The organism is Montanilutibacter psychrotolerans, from assembly GCF_003719825.1.
GTDB lineage: Bacteria > Pseudomonadota > Gammaproteobacteria > Xanthomonadales > Xanthomonadaceae > Montanilutibacter > Montanilutibacter psychrotolerans.
In genome coordinates, this window is the sequence record NZ_RIBS01000005.1 from 63457 (window position 1) to 81061 (window position 17605).

General features: G+C 69.1%; 21 protein-coding genes. 12 read left to right on the forward strand and 9 right to left on the reverse strand.

What is annotated here, in order from left to right; genetic code table 11:
- Positions 1–174 precede the first annotated feature (174 nt).
- The 4 genes from EER27_RS17120 to EER27_RS11425 all read right to left on the reverse strand — a co-directional run bounded on the left by EER27_RS17120 (position 175) and on the right by EER27_RS11425 (position 2253).
- A complete protein-coding gene (locus EER27_RS17120) occupies positions 175–312 on the reverse strand; it encodes a hypothetical protein (protein ID WP_190285761.1) in 138 nt (45 codons plus the stop codon).
- A 124-nt stretch (positions 313–436) separates the two neighbouring features.
- Complete coding sequence (locus EER27_RS11415; protein ID WP_123088253.1) at positions 437–1336, reverse strand: sterol desaturase family protein; 900 nt, start codon at positions 1334–1336, stop codon at positions 437–439.
- Positions 1336–1821: an SRPBCC family protein gene (locus tag EER27_RS11420; RefSeq protein ID WP_123088254.1), complete on the reverse strand. Its 486-nt coding sequence runs from the start codon at positions 1819–1821 to the stop codon at positions 1336–1338. Before EER27_RS11420 ends, EER27_RS11415 begins: the two co-directional genes overlap by 1 nt.
- Before the next feature lie 78 nt (positions 1822–1899).
- Positions 1900–2253: a YkgJ family cysteine cluster protein gene (locus tag EER27_RS11425; RefSeq protein WP_123088255.1), complete on the reverse strand. Its 354-nt coding sequence runs from the start codon at positions 2251–2253 to the stop codon at positions 1900–1902.
- A gap of 506 nt (positions 2254–2759) precedes the next feature.
- Here EER27_RS11425 and EER27_RS11430 point away from each other — a divergent pair.
- Positions 2760–3224: a DUF4124 domain-containing protein gene (locus EER27_RS11430; protein WP_123088492.1), complete on the forward strand. Its 465-nt coding sequence runs from the start codon at positions 2760–2762 to the stop codon at positions 3222–3224.
- A 6-nt stretch (positions 3225–3230) separates the two neighbouring features.
- On the opposite strand, the gene EER27_RS11435 is transcribed toward EER27_RS11430, so the two are convergent.
- On the reverse strand, positions 3231–3731 hold the full coding sequence (locus EER27_RS11435) for a M48 metallopeptidase family protein (protein ID WP_123088256.1): 501 nt from the start codon (positions 3729–3731) through the stop codon (positions 3231–3233).
- A 129-nt stretch (positions 3732–3860) separates the two neighbouring features.
- Here EER27_RS11435 and EER27_RS11440 point away from each other — a divergent pair, with 129 nt between their 5' ends.
- The 3 genes from EER27_RS11440 (at position 3861) to EER27_RS11450 (ending at position 5721) form a co-directional block, all read left to right on the forward strand.
- A complete protein-coding gene (locus EER27_RS11440) occupies positions 3861–4235 on the forward strand; it encodes a DUF2780 domain-containing protein (protein ID WP_123088257.1) in 375 nt (124 codons plus the stop codon).
- Between the two features lie 144 nt (positions 4236–4379).
- Positions 4380–4889 carry a DUF1993 domain-containing protein gene (locus EER27_RS11445; RefSeq protein ID WP_123088258.1) on the forward strand — a complete coding sequence of 170 codons (510 nt, stop codon included), beginning with the start codon at positions 4380–4382 and terminating at the stop codon, positions 4887–4889.
- A 76-nt stretch (positions 4890–4965) separates the two neighbouring features.
- Positions 4966–5721, forward strand: coding sequence for a DUF998 domain-containing protein (locus EER27_RS11450; protein WP_223807299.1), 756 nt, complete (start codon positions 4966–4968; stop codon positions 5719–5721).
- On the opposite strand, the gene EER27_RS11455 is transcribed toward EER27_RS11450, so the two are convergent.
- Complete coding sequence (locus EER27_RS11455; RefSeq protein ID WP_123088259.1) at positions 5718–6431, reverse strand: rRNA pseudouridine synthase; 714 nt, start codon at positions 6429–6431, stop codon at positions 5718–5720. The two genes, EER27_RS11450 and EER27_RS11455, sit on opposite strands and share 4 nt — an antisense overlap.
- Before the next feature lie 256 nt (positions 6432–6687).
- On the opposite strand from EER27_RS11455, the gene EER27_RS11460 reads away from it, so the two are divergent.
- The 4 genes from EER27_RS11460 to EER27_RS11475 all read left to right on the forward strand — a co-directional run bounded on the left by EER27_RS11460 (position 6688) and on the right by EER27_RS11475 (position 10611).
- Positions 6688–7311 carry an HD domain-containing protein gene (locus EER27_RS11460; protein ID WP_123088494.1) on the forward strand — a complete coding sequence of 208 codons (624 nt, stop codon included), beginning with the start codon at positions 6688–6690 and terminating at the stop codon, positions 7309–7311.
- A 114-nt stretch (positions 7312–7425) separates the two neighbouring features.
- Complete coding sequence (locus EER27_RS11465) at positions 7426–8961, forward strand: Ig-like domain-containing protein (protein WP_123088260.1); 1536 nt, start codon at positions 7426–7428, stop codon at positions 8959–8961.
- A gap of 388 nt (positions 8962–9349) precedes the next feature.
- Entirely contained in the window at positions 9350–10111 is a 762-nt protein-coding gene (locus EER27_RS11470; protein ID WP_123088261.1) for a sulfurtransferase, read from the forward strand.
- Between the two features lie 158 nt (positions 10112–10269).
- Entirely contained in the window at positions 10270–10611 is a 342-nt protein-coding gene (locus EER27_RS11475) for a hypothetical protein (RefSeq protein ID WP_123088262.1), read from the forward strand.
- Positions 10612–10690: 79 nt separating this feature from the next.
- On the opposite strand, the gene EER27_RS11480 is transcribed toward EER27_RS11475, so the two are convergent.
- Positions 10691–11998, reverse strand: coding sequence for a TIGR03862 family flavoprotein (locus EER27_RS11480; protein ID WP_263316936.1), 1308 nt, complete (start codon positions 11996–11998; stop codon positions 10691–10693).
- A 239-nt stretch (positions 11999–12237) separates the two neighbouring features.
- Between EER27_RS11480 and EER27_RS11485 the strand changes: the two genes are divergently transcribed.
- The 3 genes from EER27_RS11485 (at position 12238) to EER27_RS11495 (ending at position 15535) form a co-directional block, all read left to right on the forward strand.
- Positions 12238–13917 (forward strand): serine hydrolase, encoded by a 1680-nt coding sequence (locus EER27_RS11485; protein WP_123088263.1) that lies wholly within the window; start codon positions 12238–12240, stop codon positions 13915–13917.
- 88 nt (positions 13918–14005) lie between these two features.
- Positions 14006–14644, forward strand: a complete 639-nt coding sequence (locus EER27_RS11490; protein WP_123088264.1) for a DUF2239 family protein — start codon at positions 14006–14008, stop codon at positions 14642–14644.
- Positions 14645–14776: 132 nt separating this feature from the next.
- On the forward strand, positions 14777–15535 hold the full coding sequence (locus EER27_RS11495) for a dimethylarginine dimethylaminohydrolase family protein (protein ID WP_123088265.1): 759 nt from the start codon (positions 14777–14779) through the stop codon (positions 15533–15535).
- Between the two features lie 130 nt (positions 15536–15665).
- Here the strand turns inward: EER27_RS11495 and EER27_RS11500 are convergent, their stop codons facing one another.
- Together EER27_RS11500 and EER27_RS11505 are read right to left on the reverse strand one after the other, a co-directional pair.
- The gene (locus tag EER27_RS11500) at positions 15666–16097 is read right to left on the reverse strand and encodes an FKBP-type peptidyl-prolyl cis-trans isomerase (RefSeq protein WP_425480842.1); all 432 of its coding nucleotides are present in this window, start codon (positions 16095–16097) and stop codon (positions 15666–15668) included.
- 97 nt (positions 16098–16194) lie between these two features.
- Positions 16195–17001: a helix-turn-helix domain-containing protein gene (locus EER27_RS11505; protein WP_223807301.1), complete on the reverse strand. Its 807-nt coding sequence runs from the start codon at positions 16999–17001 to the stop codon at positions 16195–16197.
- Positions 17002–17123: 122 nt separating this feature from the next.
- Here EER27_RS11505 and EER27_RS11510 point away from each other — a divergent pair, with 122 nt between their 5' ends.
- Positions 17124–17567, forward strand: a complete 444-nt coding sequence (locus EER27_RS11510; RefSeq protein WP_223807302.1) for a hypothetical protein — start codon at positions 17124–17126, stop codon at positions 17565–17567.
- The last annotated feature ends 38 nt before the right edge of the window (positions 17568–17605 follow it).

Genomic DNA, 17605 nt, shown 5'->3' on the forward strand with positions numbered 1-17605 from the left:
TCGCAACGCAGCCGGGTGTGCCCAAGGCACAAGCGTGGTTGCGCGGGCCGGTGGCCCAGGACGTCTCGATCCAGCGCGGATGAACGGCCTTGGCCCGTCTTCGGTCCCGAGGACGGGCGAAGAACGAGGACGTCAGAACGCGGTTGCCTGGGAGCAGTTGTTAGGGCGCGGCTGTCAGAACATCGGCTGTGCTGACGGCCCGCCGCTGCCGTCCATCCAGGCCCAGGCAACCGCACACAGCAATGCGGCGGCGAGCATGGCTCGAAGGATGCGTTCCAGCCGGTCCGGCCGGACGGGTTTCTGTGCGCTCATGGCATTGCCCCCTGTGACGGGACAATGAGACGACCAGGACGCGCTGGCGTCTGCGATTGCGGTCACATCGCCAGATGCCGTTAATCGGCCAGAAGGGATGGCGCGGCGTGGTGCTTTCCGCGATTCAGCCGCCGTGGCCGCTGGTGTGTTCTGGCTGGGGATCGCCGGCCGCGATGCCGACGTCGAGACCGGCCTCCGAGTCGGCATGCGAACGCTCGGGCGGTCCGAACAGCTGCGCCAGGCGCGCGCGCAGGCGTTGCGGACGTGCAGCGTCGCGCAGCATCGCGCGCCATTCGTGGAAGGTCAGCGTGATCGGGTTGTGGCTGTGGATCGGGTTGACGATGCCGTACTCGCACTTCACTGCCGGATCTTCCTCGACGAAGGTGCCGAACATCTTGTCCCAGATGATCAGCACGCCGGCGTAGTTGCGATCGATGTAGCGCGGGTTGCGCGCGTGGTGCACGCGGTGGTGCGAAGGGGTATTGAAGACCCGCTCCAGCCAGCCCAGCCGGCCGATCGCTTCGGTGTGCACGAAGAACTGGAATCCCAGGTTGATCGCCACCACCGCGACCACATGGCGTGGTTCGAAGCCGATCCAGGCCAGCGGCAACCAGAACAGCCACATGCCCGAGATGGGGTAGGTCAGGCTCTGGCGGAACGCGGTCGAGAGATTCAACCGCGGCGAGGAGTGGTGGGTCACGTGCGAAGCCCACATCCAGCGGATGCGGTGGCTGGCGCGATGGAACCAGTAGTAGAAGAAGTCCTGCGCGAGAAACAGCACGAACACGCTGGCGATGCTGGCATCGATCTCGAACAGGCGATAGCGATAGGCCACCGTGTACACGCCGATCACCAGCAGCCCTGCCAGCGCATCGGAGGCCTGGTGCATCAACGCCAGGCCCGCGTTCGACAAGGTATCGGCGAGGCTGTACGCGTCGGGCCGGCGACGCCGCCAGTACCACGCCTCCAGGGCGATCAGGCCGAGGAATACCGGCGCCATCGCCAGCAGGATCCATTGCTCCATCAGCGGCGGTCTCCGGTTTCGTCGGGTTGGCAGGCGACGGCGATCGCGTCCAGGCAGCGCGTCATGGCCGCTTTCATGCACACGCGCAGCAACGGCCAGCACAGCGGCCACAGCAGCGGCGAGGTGAGTTCGAATCGGTAACTCCAGCGTAGCAACGAACCCGACGGTTGCGTGTCGATTCGCCAGTCGGCATGACCAGCGCGCACCAGCCACGCAAACGGCGCGACGAACCCGTCAAGGCGGTAGGCGTGACGGTGTGGGGGTTCCAGCGCGGTGATGCGTTCGCGCAGCACGCTGCCATCGGCGTTGTGGATGCTGCGCGTGCTGCCCAGTGCGGGCGGCGCGTCCAGGACGATGCGCTCGATCGCGGCGATCGGACCATAGCCACGGAAAGTGGCCGGGAATGCGACAGGATCGAGCAGCAACGCGAACACCCGGCTGGGCGTTGCGTCGACGTGGCGGGCGACATCGATCCGGATTTCCATACGCCCGAGTTTGGACGGAGGCGCCGGAGTTCGTCCAGAGGGGATCGCACCGGCTCCCGATATTTCGGGGGCGTTGGCTCAAAGCAGGTGTAGCTCGATACCCTGGTCGAAGCGGGTGCGGTACTTCTCGCGCTCCTCGCGGCAATAGCTGCTGCCCATGGCGAACTTGCGGCAGATCGCCGGGCGCAGTTCGTAGATGCTGCAGCACATGCGCGAATGGTCGACCGCGACGCACCAGCCGTCGGAATCGCGCGCCATCACATCCAGGCCCTGCACGCTGCGCTCTACGTACTGGCGCGGGACCGGATCGTCGGGCATCACCACCACGGTGAGGCGGCAACAGACCGCATCGCAGGCGCTGCAGCAGACCTTCTCGGCAACGGGCGCGGCCGAGGGCACGATGTCGTCGATGGCATTGCGCTGGCGGCTCATGCGCACGGCTCCGCACCGCGTATAACGACGGGCGGTGTCGCAGCGGGCTGGCGACAATCCGAAAACGGGGTGGTGGCATGACCCGGCATGGGCGCTCCCGAGGGGGCGTCGGTCCGCACAGGCGGAACGGTGACGCGTGAGAGGAGCGAAGCGGGCGACTGTGCAGCGGCCGGGCGAGACGCATGAGGTGACGTGGTGCCGGGCCATCGTACACCCCCGCGCCCTGCGGGACCGATCGGAGGGTTCAGAAAGAACCGCGGGAGGCGCCCTCGAAACCGGGCGCGCCTTGCCGAGCTGGCCTGCCCCAGGACAGTCCAGCGCCGACTGACGGCCCCGGACCACAGGGCACCGGCCTGATCGCACGGGCGGGCAGAGGTCTAGGCCAGGCACCTGCCGGCCGTCGGGCGGGGGCGTTTGACCGGACGTCGGGGCGAGCCGGGCGCAGGCCGTTCGCGGCAAGCGGACTGGCTATGATCGCGCGGCCACCGTCCGATGCCGTGCCGCCCATGCGATTGCCCGCTGCCCTGTTCGCCATCGTCATGCTGTTGGGGATCTCGCTCGCCACCGGCCCGGCCGAGGCCCAGGTCTACAAGTGGAAGGACGCCAACGGCCAAACGGTCTACAGCGATACCCCGGCTCCCGGACAGGCTGCGGCACCCACGCGGCCGCCCGCGCCCAAGCCGGCGGCACCGACCGTCCGCAACGTGCCCAGTCGCGCGGTCGTGGCGGTCGCATCCGGTGGCAGCGCCACCCCGGCGCAGTGCCTCGCGGCGAACCTGGCGCAGTTGCGCGCGCTGGGCTGTGGCATCGAACAGGCCGGGTGCCCGGCGTTGCGCGAATACCAGAGCGAGACCGCCGATGGGATCGAGCGTCGACGTTCGCGTTGGCAGGCACGGCCCGACCAGGCCCGCACGCTGGACACCCGTGTGAACGGGCAGGTCGTGGCGCTCCTGCGCAGCCGGGGCTGCTGAACTTCGTCAGCCCTGGCCCGCGAGGGACAACTGGGTCAGGTAGAGGCGGGTGTCGAACTCGAGCTGGTGGTAATCGCCGGCCATGTGCGTGCACAGCTGGTAGAAGGCCTTGTCGTGCTCACGATGCTTCAGGTGCGCCAGTTCGTGCACCACGATCATGCGCAGGAACTCGGCCGGGGCGTCGCGGAACACCGTGGCGATACGAATCTCGCGACTGGCCTTGAGTCGCCCTCCCTGCACGCGCGACACCGAGGTGTGCGTGCCCAGTGCCTGCTGCACCACGTGCAGGTGGTTGTCGTAGGCCACCTTCGCCAGCGGCGGGGCCGTGCGCATCCAGCGGTTCTTCATCTCGACCGTGTAGTCGTACAGCGCGCGGTCGTTGCGCACCGCGTGCGCCTCGCCGTAGCGCTCGCGCAGGTGGGCCTCCAGCTTGCCGGCGGCGATCAATGCGCGCACCTGTTCCAGCACGGGTTCGGGATAGCCAACAAGGTATTTCAACGACGACATGCCACCACCATACGGAGACCCGCCCCATGCAGCTAGCGCCGCACGCGACGGTCCGTCTCGTCGCGGTGGTTCCAACCGGGCACGCACTGGAGTAGCTTGCCGCTCCCTGACCGCAAACCGGAGACACCGATGGACCTCGTGCAGATGCTGGTTTCGCAGCTCGGCATCAACGATCAGCAGGCACGTGGCGGTACCGGATTGCTGCTGAAGCTGGCCCAGGACCGGCTTGCCGGAAGCGAATTCGCCTCGTTGGCCAATGCCGTGCCCGGTGCGGCGGACCTCATCGCAGCGGCACCGGGCGAGGACGACGGCGGCCTGATGGGCGCGCTTGGCGGGCTGCTCGGCGGCCAGGCCGGCGACCTGATGACGCTTGCAAACGGTTTCTCCAAGCTGGGCGTCGACCTGGACACCGCCAGGAACTTCCTGCCAGTCATCACCGGCTTTCTCGGCGAGAAAGGCGATGGCGCAGCGCAGGCGGTGCTGGCCAAACTGCTGGGTCGCTGAACCGGTACCCATGCCGAACCAATGACCCGGTTCACGGGTCCAAGCGACGGCTGCCGTCGGCGTTGATTCAACCGCAACGAGGCACGCGTCAGCCGATCGCTGGCCGTGCACCACCACCCGCATCCCCCACGCAAGAGGTTTCCCATGACGATTTCGATGTATTCCGCCTCCGTGCCGGTGTTCAAGCAGATGCTCGGCAGTCTCGACGCGCTGCTTGCCAAGGCCGCCGCGCATGCCGGCGAGCGCAAGATCGACCCGCCGGCGCTGCTGCAGGCACGGTTGTTCCCGGACATGTTCGCGCTGACTCGTCAGGTGCAGGTCGCGTGCGATTTCGCCAAGAGCGTCCCGGCGCGCCTTGCCGGTGTCGAGGTTCCCTCGTACGAGGACAACGAGCAGGGCTTCGATGAACTGCGCGCCCGCGTCGCCACCACCCTGGCCTTCATCGACGGCCTGGAAGCGACGCTGTTCGAGGGCAGCGAGCAGCGCGCGATCGTGCTGCGACCGGGTACGCCGAAGGAACGCACGCTGGACGGCCAGACCTATTTGTTGAGCTATGGCCTGCCGCAGTTCTTCTTCCATGTCACCACCGCCTACGCCCTGCTGCGCCACAACGGCGTCGAGGTGGGCAAGCGCGACTTCATGGGCTCGTACTGAGCCACAAGGACCGATCGGCCGGCGCGTGCGCTGGCCGATCCGGCGATGCACGCAACCGGGAGTGGCAATGGTCAGGATGGACCGGACTGGACAGGACGATGCAGGCAACAACGACGTGCGGCCGGTGCTGCGTGTCAGCGACATCGGTGACGATGCCGTGCTGACGACGGCAGTACGGCCGGTGGGCCGGACTTCCCCGGAGCGATCGATGGTGGCGATCCTCGCGCAGCTCTCGCTGGGAAGTGTGGCCGCGTTCGCGATGGTCACGGTGGTGTTGCAGTGGCTGCGTGAGGATCTCGACTGGCAGCGCGCGCCGCTGAGTTTGTACCTGTCGGGTGCGCACGGCTGCTACCTGCAGTCGGGCTATTTCGTGCTGGCCGTGGCGCTGGTGGCGTTGGGTTTCAGCTACTACCGGGCCCTGCCGGCGCATGCGCGCAGTGCCGCGCCACTGCTGCTGTTTGCTGTGTCCGGCGTGGCCCTGGTGGTGACGGCCGTGGCCGAATCCAATCTTCCCGGCCAGGCGCCGACCTTTGCCGGCTGGGTGCATGGCGTTGCGGCGCAGGCGGCGTTCCTGTGCGTGACCACCGCGATGTTGCTGCAGTCGTGGCGGCTGCGCGGGGATGCGATGTGGCGCGGGCGCTTCCTGCCGGCGTTCACGCTGGCGGTGGTCGCGTTCCTGGCGCTGTGGACCCTGGCGCTGTGGCGTGACGCGCCACGCGGGCTGGTGCAGAAGGGCGTGATCGCGCTGGTGCTGGCCTGGTTGTGGATGGCAGCGTGGTGGCTGCGACGCGGCGTGCCGCAACCGGCCGCGCGACCCGGCGGCCCGGTCTAGAAGCGATCGGCCGGCGGCTGATAGCGCCACTGCGCCGCCGGCATCTTGCCCATCGACACGCGGCCGATGCGGATACGCCGGATCGCCACGACGTCCAACCCGACCTCGTTGCACATGTGCCGCAACTGGCCCGGGCGCACGTCGTGGATGGCGAAGCGCAGCCGCACCTCGTTTTGCCAGCTGACCTTGCACGGCGGCAACGCGCGCCCCTGGTAGCTGAGGCCGCGAGACAGCTTGCCCAGCGTGTACGGGCCGGTCTTGCCACTTACCTCGACCACGAATTCCTGCTCGATCTGCGCGCCGTCCTCGCGGAATCGGCGCAGGACACGCTCGTCCTGGCTGACCACGACCAGGCCGCTGGCTTCGTCGTCGAGCACCATCAGCGGGGCGAGATGGCGGTAGTGGCGTTGAAGTTCGCGAATTCCAGACAGGTCGCCTTCGGCGTGCTCGGCCGGAATCACCAGCGAGGCGCAATCGGCAAACGCGACGCCGGCCGGCTTGTGCAGCAGCATGGTCGCCGGCTCGCTGGCTTCCAGCACGGCATCCTGCGCGATGCTGACCTGCGCGTCGGGGGCGACGGTGAACTGCGGTTCCTCGACGACCGTACCGTCGACGCTGACCCAGCCGCCCTCGATGTACTGCTCGGCCTCGCGGCGCGAGCAACGGACGAGGTCGGCAACGAGCCGCGAAAGGCGGACGGGTTCGGACATGGAAAAGCCTTGCGATGCGACGGGACAGGGCACGCAGTGTAATGAACCGCGTCACCGGGCGGCGTATCCGTCGCCGCCGACGGGGCGGTTGCCGGCAGCCGGCCGGGCCGCGTCAGGCGCTGGCCATGCCTGCCAGGCACCTGCATGCTGTGCATTCCACGAACAGGTCACCGGCATGGGCGAGCACGAACACCGCAACGACGACGCGCCCGCAAGCGCCACAACTCCCGGCGCCGGCACCGACATGGACGCGGACATGCAGCGCGACTGGCCACTGCGCATCGGGGCCGAGCAATGGTCGGCGCTGCAGACCGCGCATGCGACGCCCGCGCGGGCCTACCACCACTTCGGCCACGTGCGCGAGGTGCTGCGCCACTACGCCGACGTGGCCGCGGGGCCGGGCTGGCGGCAACCGGCCGAGGTGCTGCTGGCCGTGCTGTACCACGACGCCATCTACCAGCCGGGACGACGCGACAACGAGGCACGCTCGGCGCAGCTCGCCCGCGAGCACATCGCGCACTGGCTCCACGGGCAGGTCGATGCGACGCGCGTGGCCGACTTGATCGCGATGACTGCGCGCCACGGACAGATCGACGACGCGGCACTGGCGGCCGATCCGGCAATCGAGGACGCGCGGCATTTCCTGGATGCCGACATGGCCATCCTGGGTGCCGCGCCCGAGCAGTTCGATGCCTACCATCGCGGCATCGCCGCCGAGTACCGCGGGCACGTGCCAGGGCCGTTGTTCCGGCTCAATCGACGCCGTTTCCTGAAGGCCCTGGTGGGGCGCGAACGGATCTTCCTGAGCGAGTTCTTCCATCACCGGTATGACGTCCAGGCGCGCAACAACCTGCGCCGCGCGATCACCGAAAAGCGCTGAGGACGGCGTTCCGGAAAAACGTTCGAAATCGTTGCTGCGGGCGCGTTCCAGTCGCGGTCTGTGCGACGTGCGACCGGCATCCTGTCTTCCCATCGGGCAGACAAGGAGCAACACATGCAGTTGAAGCAATTCACCGCCGCAATCCTGGCAGGACTGGCGCTGTGGTCGGGCAACGCCATCGCCGTCGGAACGTTCATTCCTGCGACGCAGCGCATCGACATGGTTCACGATGCCAAGCGTGGACTGGTCTACATCTCCGACGGCAACTACATCCGTCGTTACCAGCTCGAAAGCCAGACCTTCCTCGACCCGGTGTGGATGCCGGGTCGGGTGCGCGGCATGGACCTGTCGCCCGACGGCAACAGCCTGGCGGTGGCCGACGACTTCGGCGACGGCGGGTTCGCACGGGCCTATGTCGTGAACCTGGACAGCCTGGGGGCCACGGGTTACGCAACGCCGCTGGCCTTCGGCGAAGCGGGGCTGTTCACCGTGGCCTACGCCGACGACAACACCCTGCTGACCACCTCGCGCTACAACGGATCGGGCTGGGCGCCGATGCGTCGGCTGGCGTTGCCGGGCGGACAGCCAACCGACATCGCCAGCGTGCGCCAGGACACCATGCTGGCCAGCAGTGGCGACGGTGGCACCATCGCCTTCGCCGAAAGCAACAGTTCGGCCGGGCCCTGGGGCCTGTACGACGTGCCGACGGCGCAGCTGGCGTATCAGTCGGGCTTCGGTGGCACCGGCGCGTTCAACTTCGAGATCGCCACCGACCGCCTCGGTGGGCAGTTCGCCATCCCGACCTACTTTGGCACCTACATCTACAATGAGGCGTACACCAAGGTCGCCACGATCGGGCAGTACGCCGGTCCGCAGCCGATCGGCGTGGCCTACCACCCGGTCGAAGACCGCCTCTACCTGCCCTGGTCGGGCGGTGGCGAGGTCAAGGTGTACGACAGCCGCACCTTCAGCGAAGTCGGCAGCTACGACTTCGAGGACAGCTTCGTGCATACCGGCAACCGCGCGTTCGGCCAGGGCCGTACGAAGCTGTCGCGGGACGGCTCGTTGCTGATGGTGTCGGTGACCGGCGGCGTGCGCGTGCATCGCATGTACGCGCCGCTTGCCGCGGCCGATGTGGTTACCGCCAGCAACGCCGGCGCTCCCGTCACGGTGGCGTTGAGCGGGTCGATCGGAAACGGTGGCGCCCTGACGTACGCCATCGCCAGCCAGCCGGCGCACGGCACTGCGAGCGTCTCCGGCGACCAGGTGACCTACGTGCCCACGCCGGGCCATGTCGGCGTCGACAGCTTCCGCTATCGCGTGAGCTACGGGCGCGCGAGCGTGGAGGCAACCGTGGCGGTGACCACCGTCGCCCCCAACTCGCCACCGGTCGCCGTCGATGACAGCTACAGCACGCGCCTGACGAGCGTGTCGTTGCCGGTGTTGTCCAACGACACGGACGTCGATGGCGACGAGCTGAGCCTGGTCGCCGTGAGCCAGCCCGCCCGCGGGCGCGTGTCGATCAGCGGCTCGCGGGTGATCTACACCGCGCCGCGGGGCTTCATCGGCACCGAGCGCTTCTACTACTCCGTCAGCGACGGACAGGGCGGCATGGCCAAGGCGCAGGTGACTGTCCGCAAGCTGTGGTGAGGGTTCGCCGCGCGCCGCACCGGGGATGACGGATCGTCTCCGGCGGACGGCGGTGTCGCGGCAGGCAGGTGGCGTCGGTGGCGGACAGGGATGCCCGCCACCGGCGCGAGCGGTACCAGGCAGTGACAAGGCATGACCGGGCGCCGCACCGGGGGCGAGGGAACGCTCCCGGCGGATGGCGGTCGCGCGGCATGCCACGGGACGGCGGTGCGGGAAGGGAATCGCGCATCGCCGGCCTTTCCGGCGCGTCAGGCAACCGGCCTGGCGGCCAGGGAGCCGGTAGCGGCTGGGCCGCGGACGCCGATGCGGCGGCGTCCGGCCGCGTTCGGGCAGCGCCGCGCCATCCCGGGGCGTACGCCCGCCCGCCCATCCCCGTAAAATTGCGCCGATGATCGACAATATCGCCGCCTACCACTTCACCCCCATCGACGACCCGCAGGCACTAGCCGCTCAGTTGCGCGAGCGCGCCCGGGCCGGGGAACTGCTCGGCACCGTGCTGGTGGCGGGCGAGGGCATCAACCTGTTCCTGGCCGGCGACGCGGCCGCCATCGCGGCGTTCCTGGCGCCGCTGCGCGCCGATGCGCGCTTCGCCGACATGGTCGTCAAGCACAGCCGCAGCGCGGCCCAGCCGTTTGCGCGGCTCAAGGTCAAGGTCAAGGCCGAGATCATCGCGTTCCGCCGCGACGATGCCTCGCCGTTGTCCGGCCGTGCCCCGGCGCTGGCTCCGGCCGAGCTGGCGCGCTGGCTCCGGCAGGGGCATGACGACACCGGCCGGCGCGTGGTGCTGCTGGACACCCGCAATCGCGAGGAGATCGGCTACGGCAGCTTTGTCGATGCACTGACCTTGCCGATCGACAACTTCACCGAGTTGCCCGATGCACTGGCGCCGCACCGCGAGGCGTTGCGCGATGCCACCGTGGTCAGCTTCTGTACCGGCGGCATCCGCTGCGAGAAGGCCGCGTTGTGGATGCAGGCCGACGGCATGGACAACGTGCTGCAGCTCGAGGGCGGCATCCTGGCCTACTTCGAACAGGTGGGGGGCTACGGCTACGACGGGCGCTGCTTCGTGTTCGACCAGCGCGTCGCGTTGGACCCGCAGCTGCAGCCGATGGTGGATGGCGCCGGCGAGATCGTCGCCGCAGCCGTCTGACGCCCCGGGTGACGGGGGCCGGTGCCCGCGGCCGGCGTCGGCCGCGCCGGGCAAGCTAGAATCGCCACGCAGCCGGCCCGCCCGGCTGCGTCGTTCGTCAAGGCCGGGCGCGGACCTGCTACCGGCATCGCAACCGATTCCAGCACTCAAGGACAACCATGAACCGGATTTCCCTGCTTTCGCTCGCCGCCGCTGCCCTGGTGTTTGCCATTCCGTCCACCGCCCAGGCCGGCACCGGCATGTTCTGTTTCTCGCCGAAGTTCGCCCACCGCATCTCGTCGGGCGACCAGACCGGGCAGACCATTTCGATCGGCACCAGTTTTCCCTACAACGGCACCACGTACGTCTGCCCCGGCATTTCCGGTGCCAAGACGGTGCCGCAGCTTTACCAGCTCGGCTACAAGGTGGTTTTCGTCAACATGATCATCCCGACGGTGATCGTGCCGGTGACGACCACGCACGTGTACGCGCAGCACCAGATCCTGATCGAGAAGCCGTAAGCGCAAGCGGCCGAAACGTCGCCACCGCGCACACTGTCGCGCGGTCGGCGGCCCCGGCCGGGTTGCCATTGCCCGGTCGCTACGGTGCCGGGCTGGTCTCGCCAGCCGGCCGGTCGGCCATCGCGTTCGAACCCAGCCATGCCACCGCGCCGCGCCCGGCGATCAGGCCGCTGGCGAAGCACGCGGTCAACAGGTAGCCCCCGGTCGGCGCTTCCCAGTCGAGCATCTCGCCCGCACAGAACACACCCGACGCGGGCATGCCCGCAGCCGCTGGCGTGTCCGGTCCGCGCAGCATCAGGTTGTCGTCCAGCGCTTCGAGGCGAACGCCGCCGGCGCTGCTGATCGCCTCGGCGATGGGCCGCGCGCGTGCCAGCCGCAGCGGCAGCTGCTTGATGGCGGCGACCAGCGCGTCGACATCGTTGACCGCCTGCTTGCCCAGCACTTCGTACAGCAGCGCTGCCTTGACGCCTTCGATACCGGCGTGGCGTCGCAGGTGTTCGGTGAGGCTGCGGCCGTTGCGCGGCTTGGCCAGCTCGCGCCGCAGGCGTTCGGGTTCGCGGCCCGGGGCCAGGTCGAGCACCAGCGTCGCCGCGCCGTCGCGCGCGATCGCATCGCGCAGCGGCGCCGACAGGGCATAGACGAGGCTGCCTTCGATACCGGTCGCGGTTGCCACGCACTCGCCTTGCAGGGCGTGGTGCGTACCTTCCGCGTCGATCCAATGGGCCACCACGGGTTTGATCGGCGCACCGGCGTGCCGGCTGGCGAAGTGCTCGCTCCAGCCGATGTCGAAGCCGCAGTTGGATGGCTGCAGCGGTGCGACGTCGATGCCGCGCTCGCGCAGCCAGGATTCCCAGGCACCGTCGGAACCCAGCTCCGGCCAACTGCCGCCGCCCAGCGCCAGCACCACGGCGTCCGCGTGCACGGTGGTCTCGCCTGCCGGCGTTTCGAAGCGCAACGCACCGTCGTCGCACCAACCCGTCCAGCGGTGCTGAACGTGGAAATGCACGCCCGATTCGCGCAGGCGCCGCACCCAGCCGCGCAGCAACGGCGCGGCCTTTCGATCGTTGGGAAACACCCGGCCCGAGGTGCCCACGTAGGTGTCGATGCCGAACCCACGCGCCCATTCGCGCAGCGCGTCGCCGTCGAACACGTCGAGCCATCGGCCGACCTGCGCCGCGCGCTCGCGATACCGCGCATCGAACCCAGGGCGCGGCTCGCCGTGGGTCAGGTTGAGGCCGCCCTTGCCGGCGATCAGGAACTTGCGCCCGACCGATCCCTTGGCCTCGTAGACATGCACGTCGACGCCCGCGGCCCGCGCGACTTCGGCGGCCATCAGTCCGGCCGGTCCGCCGCCGATGACCGCCAGCCGCGGCGCGGGCTGGTCGATGGCGGACGGGACTGGGCGGTTGTCGCTGGGCACGGGGACGGCTCACTGCAGGCCGGCTGGCCCAAGGGGGCGGCCATGATGGGCCAGCGACGTCGCCGAGGCCAGATGCGGGGCGTTCGCGGCCGGGCACGCGCTGCGAGGCGCCGGGGCGGTTCGCCCCCGTGCGTCCCGCAATCCTCGCAACGTGTTCCCCGCGTGCGATAAGGTCGCCCGTCGCCGAAACGGAAATCGACCCACCAATGCATCAGCCCAGCCTGCTCGCGCGCCGTGTCGCGCTGCTGTTGTCCGGAGCGCTGCTTGCGCCCGTCGCGCTCGCCCAGGTCGCAGCCAACCAGGCGGTGGCCAACCAGCCCGTAGCCGCCGCGTCCGAGGTGGCCACCGCCGATGCCGCTCTGCCAGCGCAGCTCCAGGACATCGATGTCCATATCGAGAGCGTGCGCAAACGGTTCGACGTGCCCGGCATCGCCATCGCCATCGTCAAGGACGGCCGGGTGGTGCTGGAGCGCGGCTACGGCGTGCGAGAGCTCGGCAAGCCCGAGGCCGTCGACGCCCACACCCTGTTTGCCATCGCCTCCAACACCAAGGCCTTCACCGCCACCGGCCTGTCGATGCTGGCCGAGGACGGCAAACTCAGCCTCGACGATCGCGTCATCGACCACTTGCCGTGGTTCCAGATGTCCGACCCCTACGTGACCGGCGAGATGCGCCTGCGCGACCTGCTCGCGCACCGCAGCGGACTGGGCCTGGGCGCGGGTGACCTGCTGTACTGGCCCGGCACCACCTACAGCAACGAGGAGGTCGCGCGGCGCCTGCGCCACGTGCCCCTGACCGGCAGCTTCCGCGGCCAGTACGCGTACGACAACATCCTGTACGGCGTCGCCCAACTGGTGATCGAGAAGGTCAGCGGGCAAAGCTACGAGGCTTTCCTGCGCACGCGCATCTTCGCGCCGTTGCACATGGACGAGACGCGCTACAACGCCGACGCCTTGCGCGCTGGTGACAATGTCGCCACCGGTCACGCCAAGGCCGACTTCACGCACCTGCAGCCCGCGCCGCGCATGACGTGGTCGAACGTCGCCGGCGCCGGCGGGATCTACTCCAGCGTCCACGACATGGGCAAGTGGATGCGCGTGCAGCTCGCCGGCGGCGTGTACGAAGGGCAGGGCGAGTCGGCCCGTCGCCTCTTCAGCCAGAAGCGCCAGCAGGCGATGTGGTCGGTGATCACGCCGATCCCGATCTCGACGCCGTCGGTGCCGGAATTGCTGCCGGCCAAGCCCAATTTCCTCGGCTACGGCGAGGGCTGGCAGCTGTCGGATTACCGCGGCAACAAGCTGGTCTGGCACACCGGCGGCTGGCCGGGCATGGTGTCGCGGTTGACGATGGTGCCTGAACTCGGCCTGGGCGTGATCGTGCTGACCAGCGCCGAGCAGGGCGGCGCGTTCAATGCCATCACGATGCGCGTGCTCGATGCGTACCTCGGCGCGCCGCGGACCGACTGGACCGCGGCCTACGGCGCGGCGCTTGCCAAGGCGCAGGAAAAAGCCGACGACAGCTGGCGCAAGCACCTGGCCGCGCGCGATGCGGAATCGACACCCTCGTTGCCGTTGACCGGCTACGCGGGCACCTATCGCGACCCGTGGTACGGCGACGTCGCGATCGAGCCGCACGACGGCAAGCTGCGGATGCGTTTCACCGCCAGCCCGGCGATGGTCGGCGTGCTCGAGCACTGGCAGCACGACACGTTCATCGTCCGCTGGGACCAACGCTGGCTCAACGCCGATGCGTTCGTGAACTTCGCGTTGACCGCGGACGGCGGCATCCGCGAGATGCGCATCGAGGCGATCTCGCCGCGGACCGACTTCAGCTTCGACTTCCAGGACCTGCGCCTGGTGCCGGTGGCGAGGGACACGGCGCGGTAGGCGGAGCGATCAATAAAACCCGGGCAATATTGACGAATGGTAATTTGCCCGGGTAAATTGTGCGCCCGACTGCGACGAGCGCGTTACCATGAACCCTCCGATCACCTGCACCGCGTTTTCCGGCGTCCGACGGTTTGCCAGCGGTTCGCCCGCCGACGTCGCCGTGGCCATCAAGCAAGCGATCGACCGCGGCGAAACCGCCACCCTGCTGGCCTTCGACGATCGCAGTGGCACGCAGCTCGATTTCGACCTGCGCGGTTCGGTCGACGATGTCCGCGAGCGCGCGCAGGCCCGGGTCGACCAGACGGCGACTGCGAACGTCGCCGTCGGCGGCGATGCCGAAGCCGCCGCCGCCGTGCCCGCGCGCGGCGGTCCGGGCCGGCCGAAGCTGGGCGTGGTGGCCCGCGAGATCACCCTGCTGCCGCGCCACTGGCAATGGCTGGCCGACCAGCCCGGCGGCGCGTCGGTGACCCTGCGCAAGCTGGTGGAGCAGGCGCGTGGCGCCGGCACCCATCGCGAGCGGCAACGCCGGGCGCAGGACGCGGCGTACCGCTTCATGTCGGCCATGGCCGGCAACGAGGCGGGCTTCGAGGAGGCCTCGCGCGCGCTGTTCGCCGCGGACGGGCCGCGTTTCGACGCGTGCATCGCGTCATGGCCGGTCGACGTCAGGGAACTCGCGCAACGGCTGGCGGCCGCGGCGTTTCTCGCGGTGGATCAGCCCGCGTGAGTTGACCCGCGGATCGCATCCGGGCGCGCCGGCGTCACCGCGAAGGGGCGCGGCCTGAGGCGTGTGTCGGTCGCGCGGTGATCGGTGACAATGCCGACTCCCGCGGACTGCGCCGTGCCACGACCACCGACGATGCCCATCGCCATCACCCGTGAAGTCAGTTCCAGCCTCGCCGATTGCCAGCTGTCGTTCGTCGATCGCAGCCCGATCGATGTCGCCCGCGCCAACGAGCAGCACCGCGCCTACCAGCGACTGCTGTCATCGCTGGGCTGCACGGTGCTGAGCCTGGATGCCGAACCGGAGTTGCCCGACGCGGTGTTCGTCGAGGACGTCGCGGTGGTGGTCGACGAACTGGCGGTGATGACGCGTCCCGGTGCGCCGTCGCGCCGCGGCGAGGGCGCCAGCGTGGCGCAGGTGCTGGCCCGCCATCGCCCGGTGCAGGCCATCGAAGCCCCCGGCACGCTCGATGGTGGCGACGTGCTGCGCATCGGCCGTCGCCTGTATGTCGGCGAATCGGCGCGCAGCAATCCCGAAGGCATTGCCCAGCTGTGCGCGCTGCTTGCACCGTTCGGGTACCAGGTGCAGGGCGTGGCGATTCGTGGCTGCCTGCACCTGAAATCGGCGGTGACCGCACTCTCGGACGACACCGTGCTGCTGCAGCCCGCGTGGATCGATCGCGAGCCCTTCACCGACTATCGCATCATCGAAGTGGACCCGGCCGAGGAGCACGCCGCCAACGTGTTGCGCATCGGCTCGGCCTTGCTGATGCCGGACAGTTTTCCGCTGACCCGCCAGCGCCTGTTGGACGCCGGCTTCGAGGTCAGCACGGTCGACGTGTCGGAACTGCAGAAGGCCGAGGGCGCCGTGACGTGCTGCAGCATCGTGCTGTGAAACCGCGCCGACAAGGCGCGCGTACGCCGGGCTGATACATCGAAGTGCGCTGGGTGGGCGAAGCGCAACCCTGCATCGCGCACGCGGCAAATCCGCTCGCGCGACGCCGTTGAACGGCACCCGCCACCACTCAGTGCTCGCGTGCGTCCACCAGTTCCACCTCGAACACCAGCGAGGCGTTGGGCGGGATCGCGTCGCCCGCGCCTTTGCGGCCGTAGGCCATCTCCGGCGGGATCATCAGCACGCGCTTCCCACCCACGCGCATGCCGGCCAGGCCGTCGTCCCAACCGCGGATCACGCGGCCGGCGCCGAGCAGGAAGGCAATCGGTTCGCCGCGTTCGCGCGAGCTGTCGAACTGCGCGCCGTGCCGGTCGGGAGCCTTCTCGTCGTACAGCCATCCGGTGTAATGCACGCGGACGTCCATGCCCGCCCGCGCGGTGGGGCCAGTGCCGGGACTGACGTCGATGCGTTGCAACTCGCCGATGCGACCACCGGGCGGCGGGGCGGGTTCGGCGCACGATGCCAGCAGCAGCACGGCCAGCAACAGCGAACAAAGACGCAACATCACGGCGACTCCTCGATTTGGTGCACGAGGTTACCTGCTGTGGCGACGCTGCGCCGCATGGTCGCCGCGGGCCGCCGCATCGAAACCCACCCGATCACTCCGGCGTCAGCGCCCGCAACGCCTGCGCGGTGGCGGTGTCGGCGGGGAAGAACGATTCGATGGCCAGCTCGGACAGGGTGATGTCCATCGGCGAGCCGAACACGGTGATCGTGCTGATGAACGACAGCACGCCGGCTTCGGTGCGCAGTTGCAGCTGGATCGCCACGCCGCTGGGGGCGACGGACGCGTCGTGCGCGCGTCCATCGGGCGCGGGATAGGACATCAGCTCATCGTGCAGCGCGTGCAGGACCGGATCGCCGGTGGCAGCGAGCAGGCGATGCAGGCGATGCAGCAGGTGCGCCCGCATCTCCGCGTAGTTGACGATGCGCGGCGCGACGCCCTCGGGATGCAGGGTCAGGCGCATCACGTTGATGGGCGCTTCGAGCAGGTGCGGCGCCACGCCGGCCAGCATCGGTGCCAGGGCGCGGTTGGCGGCGACGATGTTCCAGTGACGATCGATCGCGAGCGCGGGGTAGGGCTCGTGGCCGGTCAGCACCAGCTCGATCGCGGCATGCGCCTGTTCCAGCGCGGGGTCGTCCAGGCCCCGCTCGTGGTACATCGGCGCCAGTCCGGCGGCGGTCAGCAGGTGGTTGCGATCACGCAGCGGCACGTCGAGGCGTTCGGCCAGGCGCATCAGCATTGCCCGGCTCGGCATCGCGCGTCCGGTCTCGATGAAGCTGACATGGCGTGTCGACGTCTCGGCCATGTCGGCCAGGTCGAGCTGGGTCAGGCGACGGCGCTGGCGCCAATCGCGGAGCTGTTCGCCCACCGGGCGAGGCGTGAGGGTGGCTGAGAGGTTCATGGGCATCACCTTAGCCCGGCCGCGTGGCGACCGGTATTACCTGGCGGGTAATCGACCGTACGCGGCGGTGGCGGTGAAATGGCGTCGAACCCAACCGATGACCATCACGCAAGGAGCCGACCATGAACACCTTCGCCAGCAACCCGCGCGCCGCCAATGGCGGGCCGACCCATGTGCAGCGCAACGATGCGCGCCTGCTGCGCGGCGCCGTGACGCTGGACGCGATCGCCAGCGGTGCCATCGGGTTGCCGATGCTGCTGCTGGCCGCACCGATGTCGGAGCTGTTGGCGTTGCCGACGATGCTGTTGCGCGGCGTCGGCGCGGGGCTGCTGCTGTGGGTGGGTCTGCTCGCGTGGATGCTCACCCGTCCGCAGATCGGCAAGGCGATGGCGTGGACGGTCATCGCCATCAACGCCATGTGGGTGTTCGACAGCATCGCGTTGCTGTTCAGTGGCTGGGTGGCGCCCAACGCACTGGGCTACGGGTTTGTGATCGCGCAGGCGGTGGCCGTGCTGGTGTTTGCCGAGCTGCAGTACTTCGGGCTCCGGCGCACGCTGCGCGCTTGAACACACGGCGGTAACCAACGGGGCAGCCGCGGCACGCG

What these genes read in the sequence shown, in the direction of transcription:
- EER27_RS17120 (WP_190285761.1), bottom strand. Translation starts at nt 312, where the DNA reads ATGAGCGCACAGAAACCCGTCCGGCCGGACCGGCTGGAACGCATCCTT.
- EER27_RS11415 (WP_123088253.1), bottom strand. Translation starts at nt 1,336, where the DNA reads ATGGAGCAATGGATCCTGCTGGCGATGGCGCCGGTATTCCTCGGCCTG.
- EER27_RS11420 (WP_123088254.1), bottom strand. Translation starts at nt 1,821, where the DNA reads ATGGAAATCCGGATCGATGTCGCCCGCCACGTCGACGCAACGCCCAGC.
- EER27_RS11425 (WP_123088255.1), bottom strand. Translation starts at nt 2,253, where the DNA reads ATGAGCCGCCAGCGCAATGCCATCGACGACATCGTGCCCTCGGCCGCG.
- EER27_RS11430 (WP_123088492.1), top strand. Translation starts at nt 2,760, where the DNA reads ATGCGATTGCCCGCTGCCCTGTTCGCCATCGTCATGCTGTTGGGGATC.
- EER27_RS11435 (WP_123088256.1), bottom strand. Translation starts at nt 3,731, where the DNA reads ATGTCGTCGTTGAAATACCTTGTTGGCTATCCCGAACCCGTGCTGGAA.
- EER27_RS11440 (WP_123088257.1), top strand. Translation starts at nt 3,861, where the DNA reads ATGGACCTCGTGCAGATGCTGGTTTCGCAGCTCGGCATCAACGATCAG.
- EER27_RS11445 (WP_123088258.1), top strand. Translation starts at nt 4,380, where the DNA reads ATGACGATTTCGATGTATTCCGCCTCCGTGCCGGTGTTCAAGCAGATG.
- EER27_RS11450 (WP_223807299.1), top strand. Translation starts at nt 4,966, where the DNA reads ATGGACCGGACTGGACAGGACGATGCAGGCAACAACGACGTGCGGCCG.
- EER27_RS11455 (WP_123088259.1), bottom strand. Translation starts at nt 6,431, where the DNA reads ATGTCCGAACCCGTCCGCCTTTCGCGGCTCGTTGCCGACCTCGTCCGT.
- EER27_RS11460 (WP_123088494.1), top strand. Translation starts at nt 6,688, where the DNA reads ATGCAGCGCGACTGGCCACTGCGCATCGGGGCCGAGCAATGGTCGGCG.
- EER27_RS11465 (WP_123088260.1), top strand. Translation starts at nt 7,426, where the DNA reads ATGCAGTTGAAGCAATTCACCGCCGCAATCCTGGCAGGACTGGCGCTG.
- EER27_RS11470 (WP_123088261.1), top strand. Translation starts at nt 9,350, where the DNA reads ATGATCGACAATATCGCCGCCTACCACTTCACCCCCATCGACGACCCG.
- EER27_RS11475 (WP_123088262.1), top strand. Translation starts at nt 10,270, where the DNA reads ATGAACCGGATTTCCCTGCTTTCGCTCGCCGCCGCTGCCCTGGTGTTT.
- EER27_RS11485 (WP_123088263.1), top strand. Translation starts at nt 12,238, where the DNA reads ATGCATCAGCCCAGCCTGCTCGCGCGCCGTGTCGCGCTGCTGTTGTCC.
- EER27_RS11490 (WP_123088264.1), top strand. Translation starts at nt 14,006, where the DNA reads ATGAACCCTCCGATCACCTGCACCGCGTTTTCCGGCGTCCGACGGTTT.
- EER27_RS11495 (WP_123088265.1), top strand. Translation starts at nt 14,777, where the DNA reads ATGCCCATCGCCATCACCCGTGAAGTCAGTTCCAGCCTCGCCGATTGC.
- EER27_RS11505 (WP_223807301.1), bottom strand. Translation starts at nt 17,001, where the DNA reads ATGAACCTCTCAGCCACCCTCACGCCTCGCCCGGTGGGCGAACAGCTC.
- EER27_RS11510 (WP_223807302.1), top strand. Translation starts at nt 17,124, where the DNA reads ATGAACACCTTCGCCAGCAACCCGCGCGCCGCCAATGGCGGGCCGACC.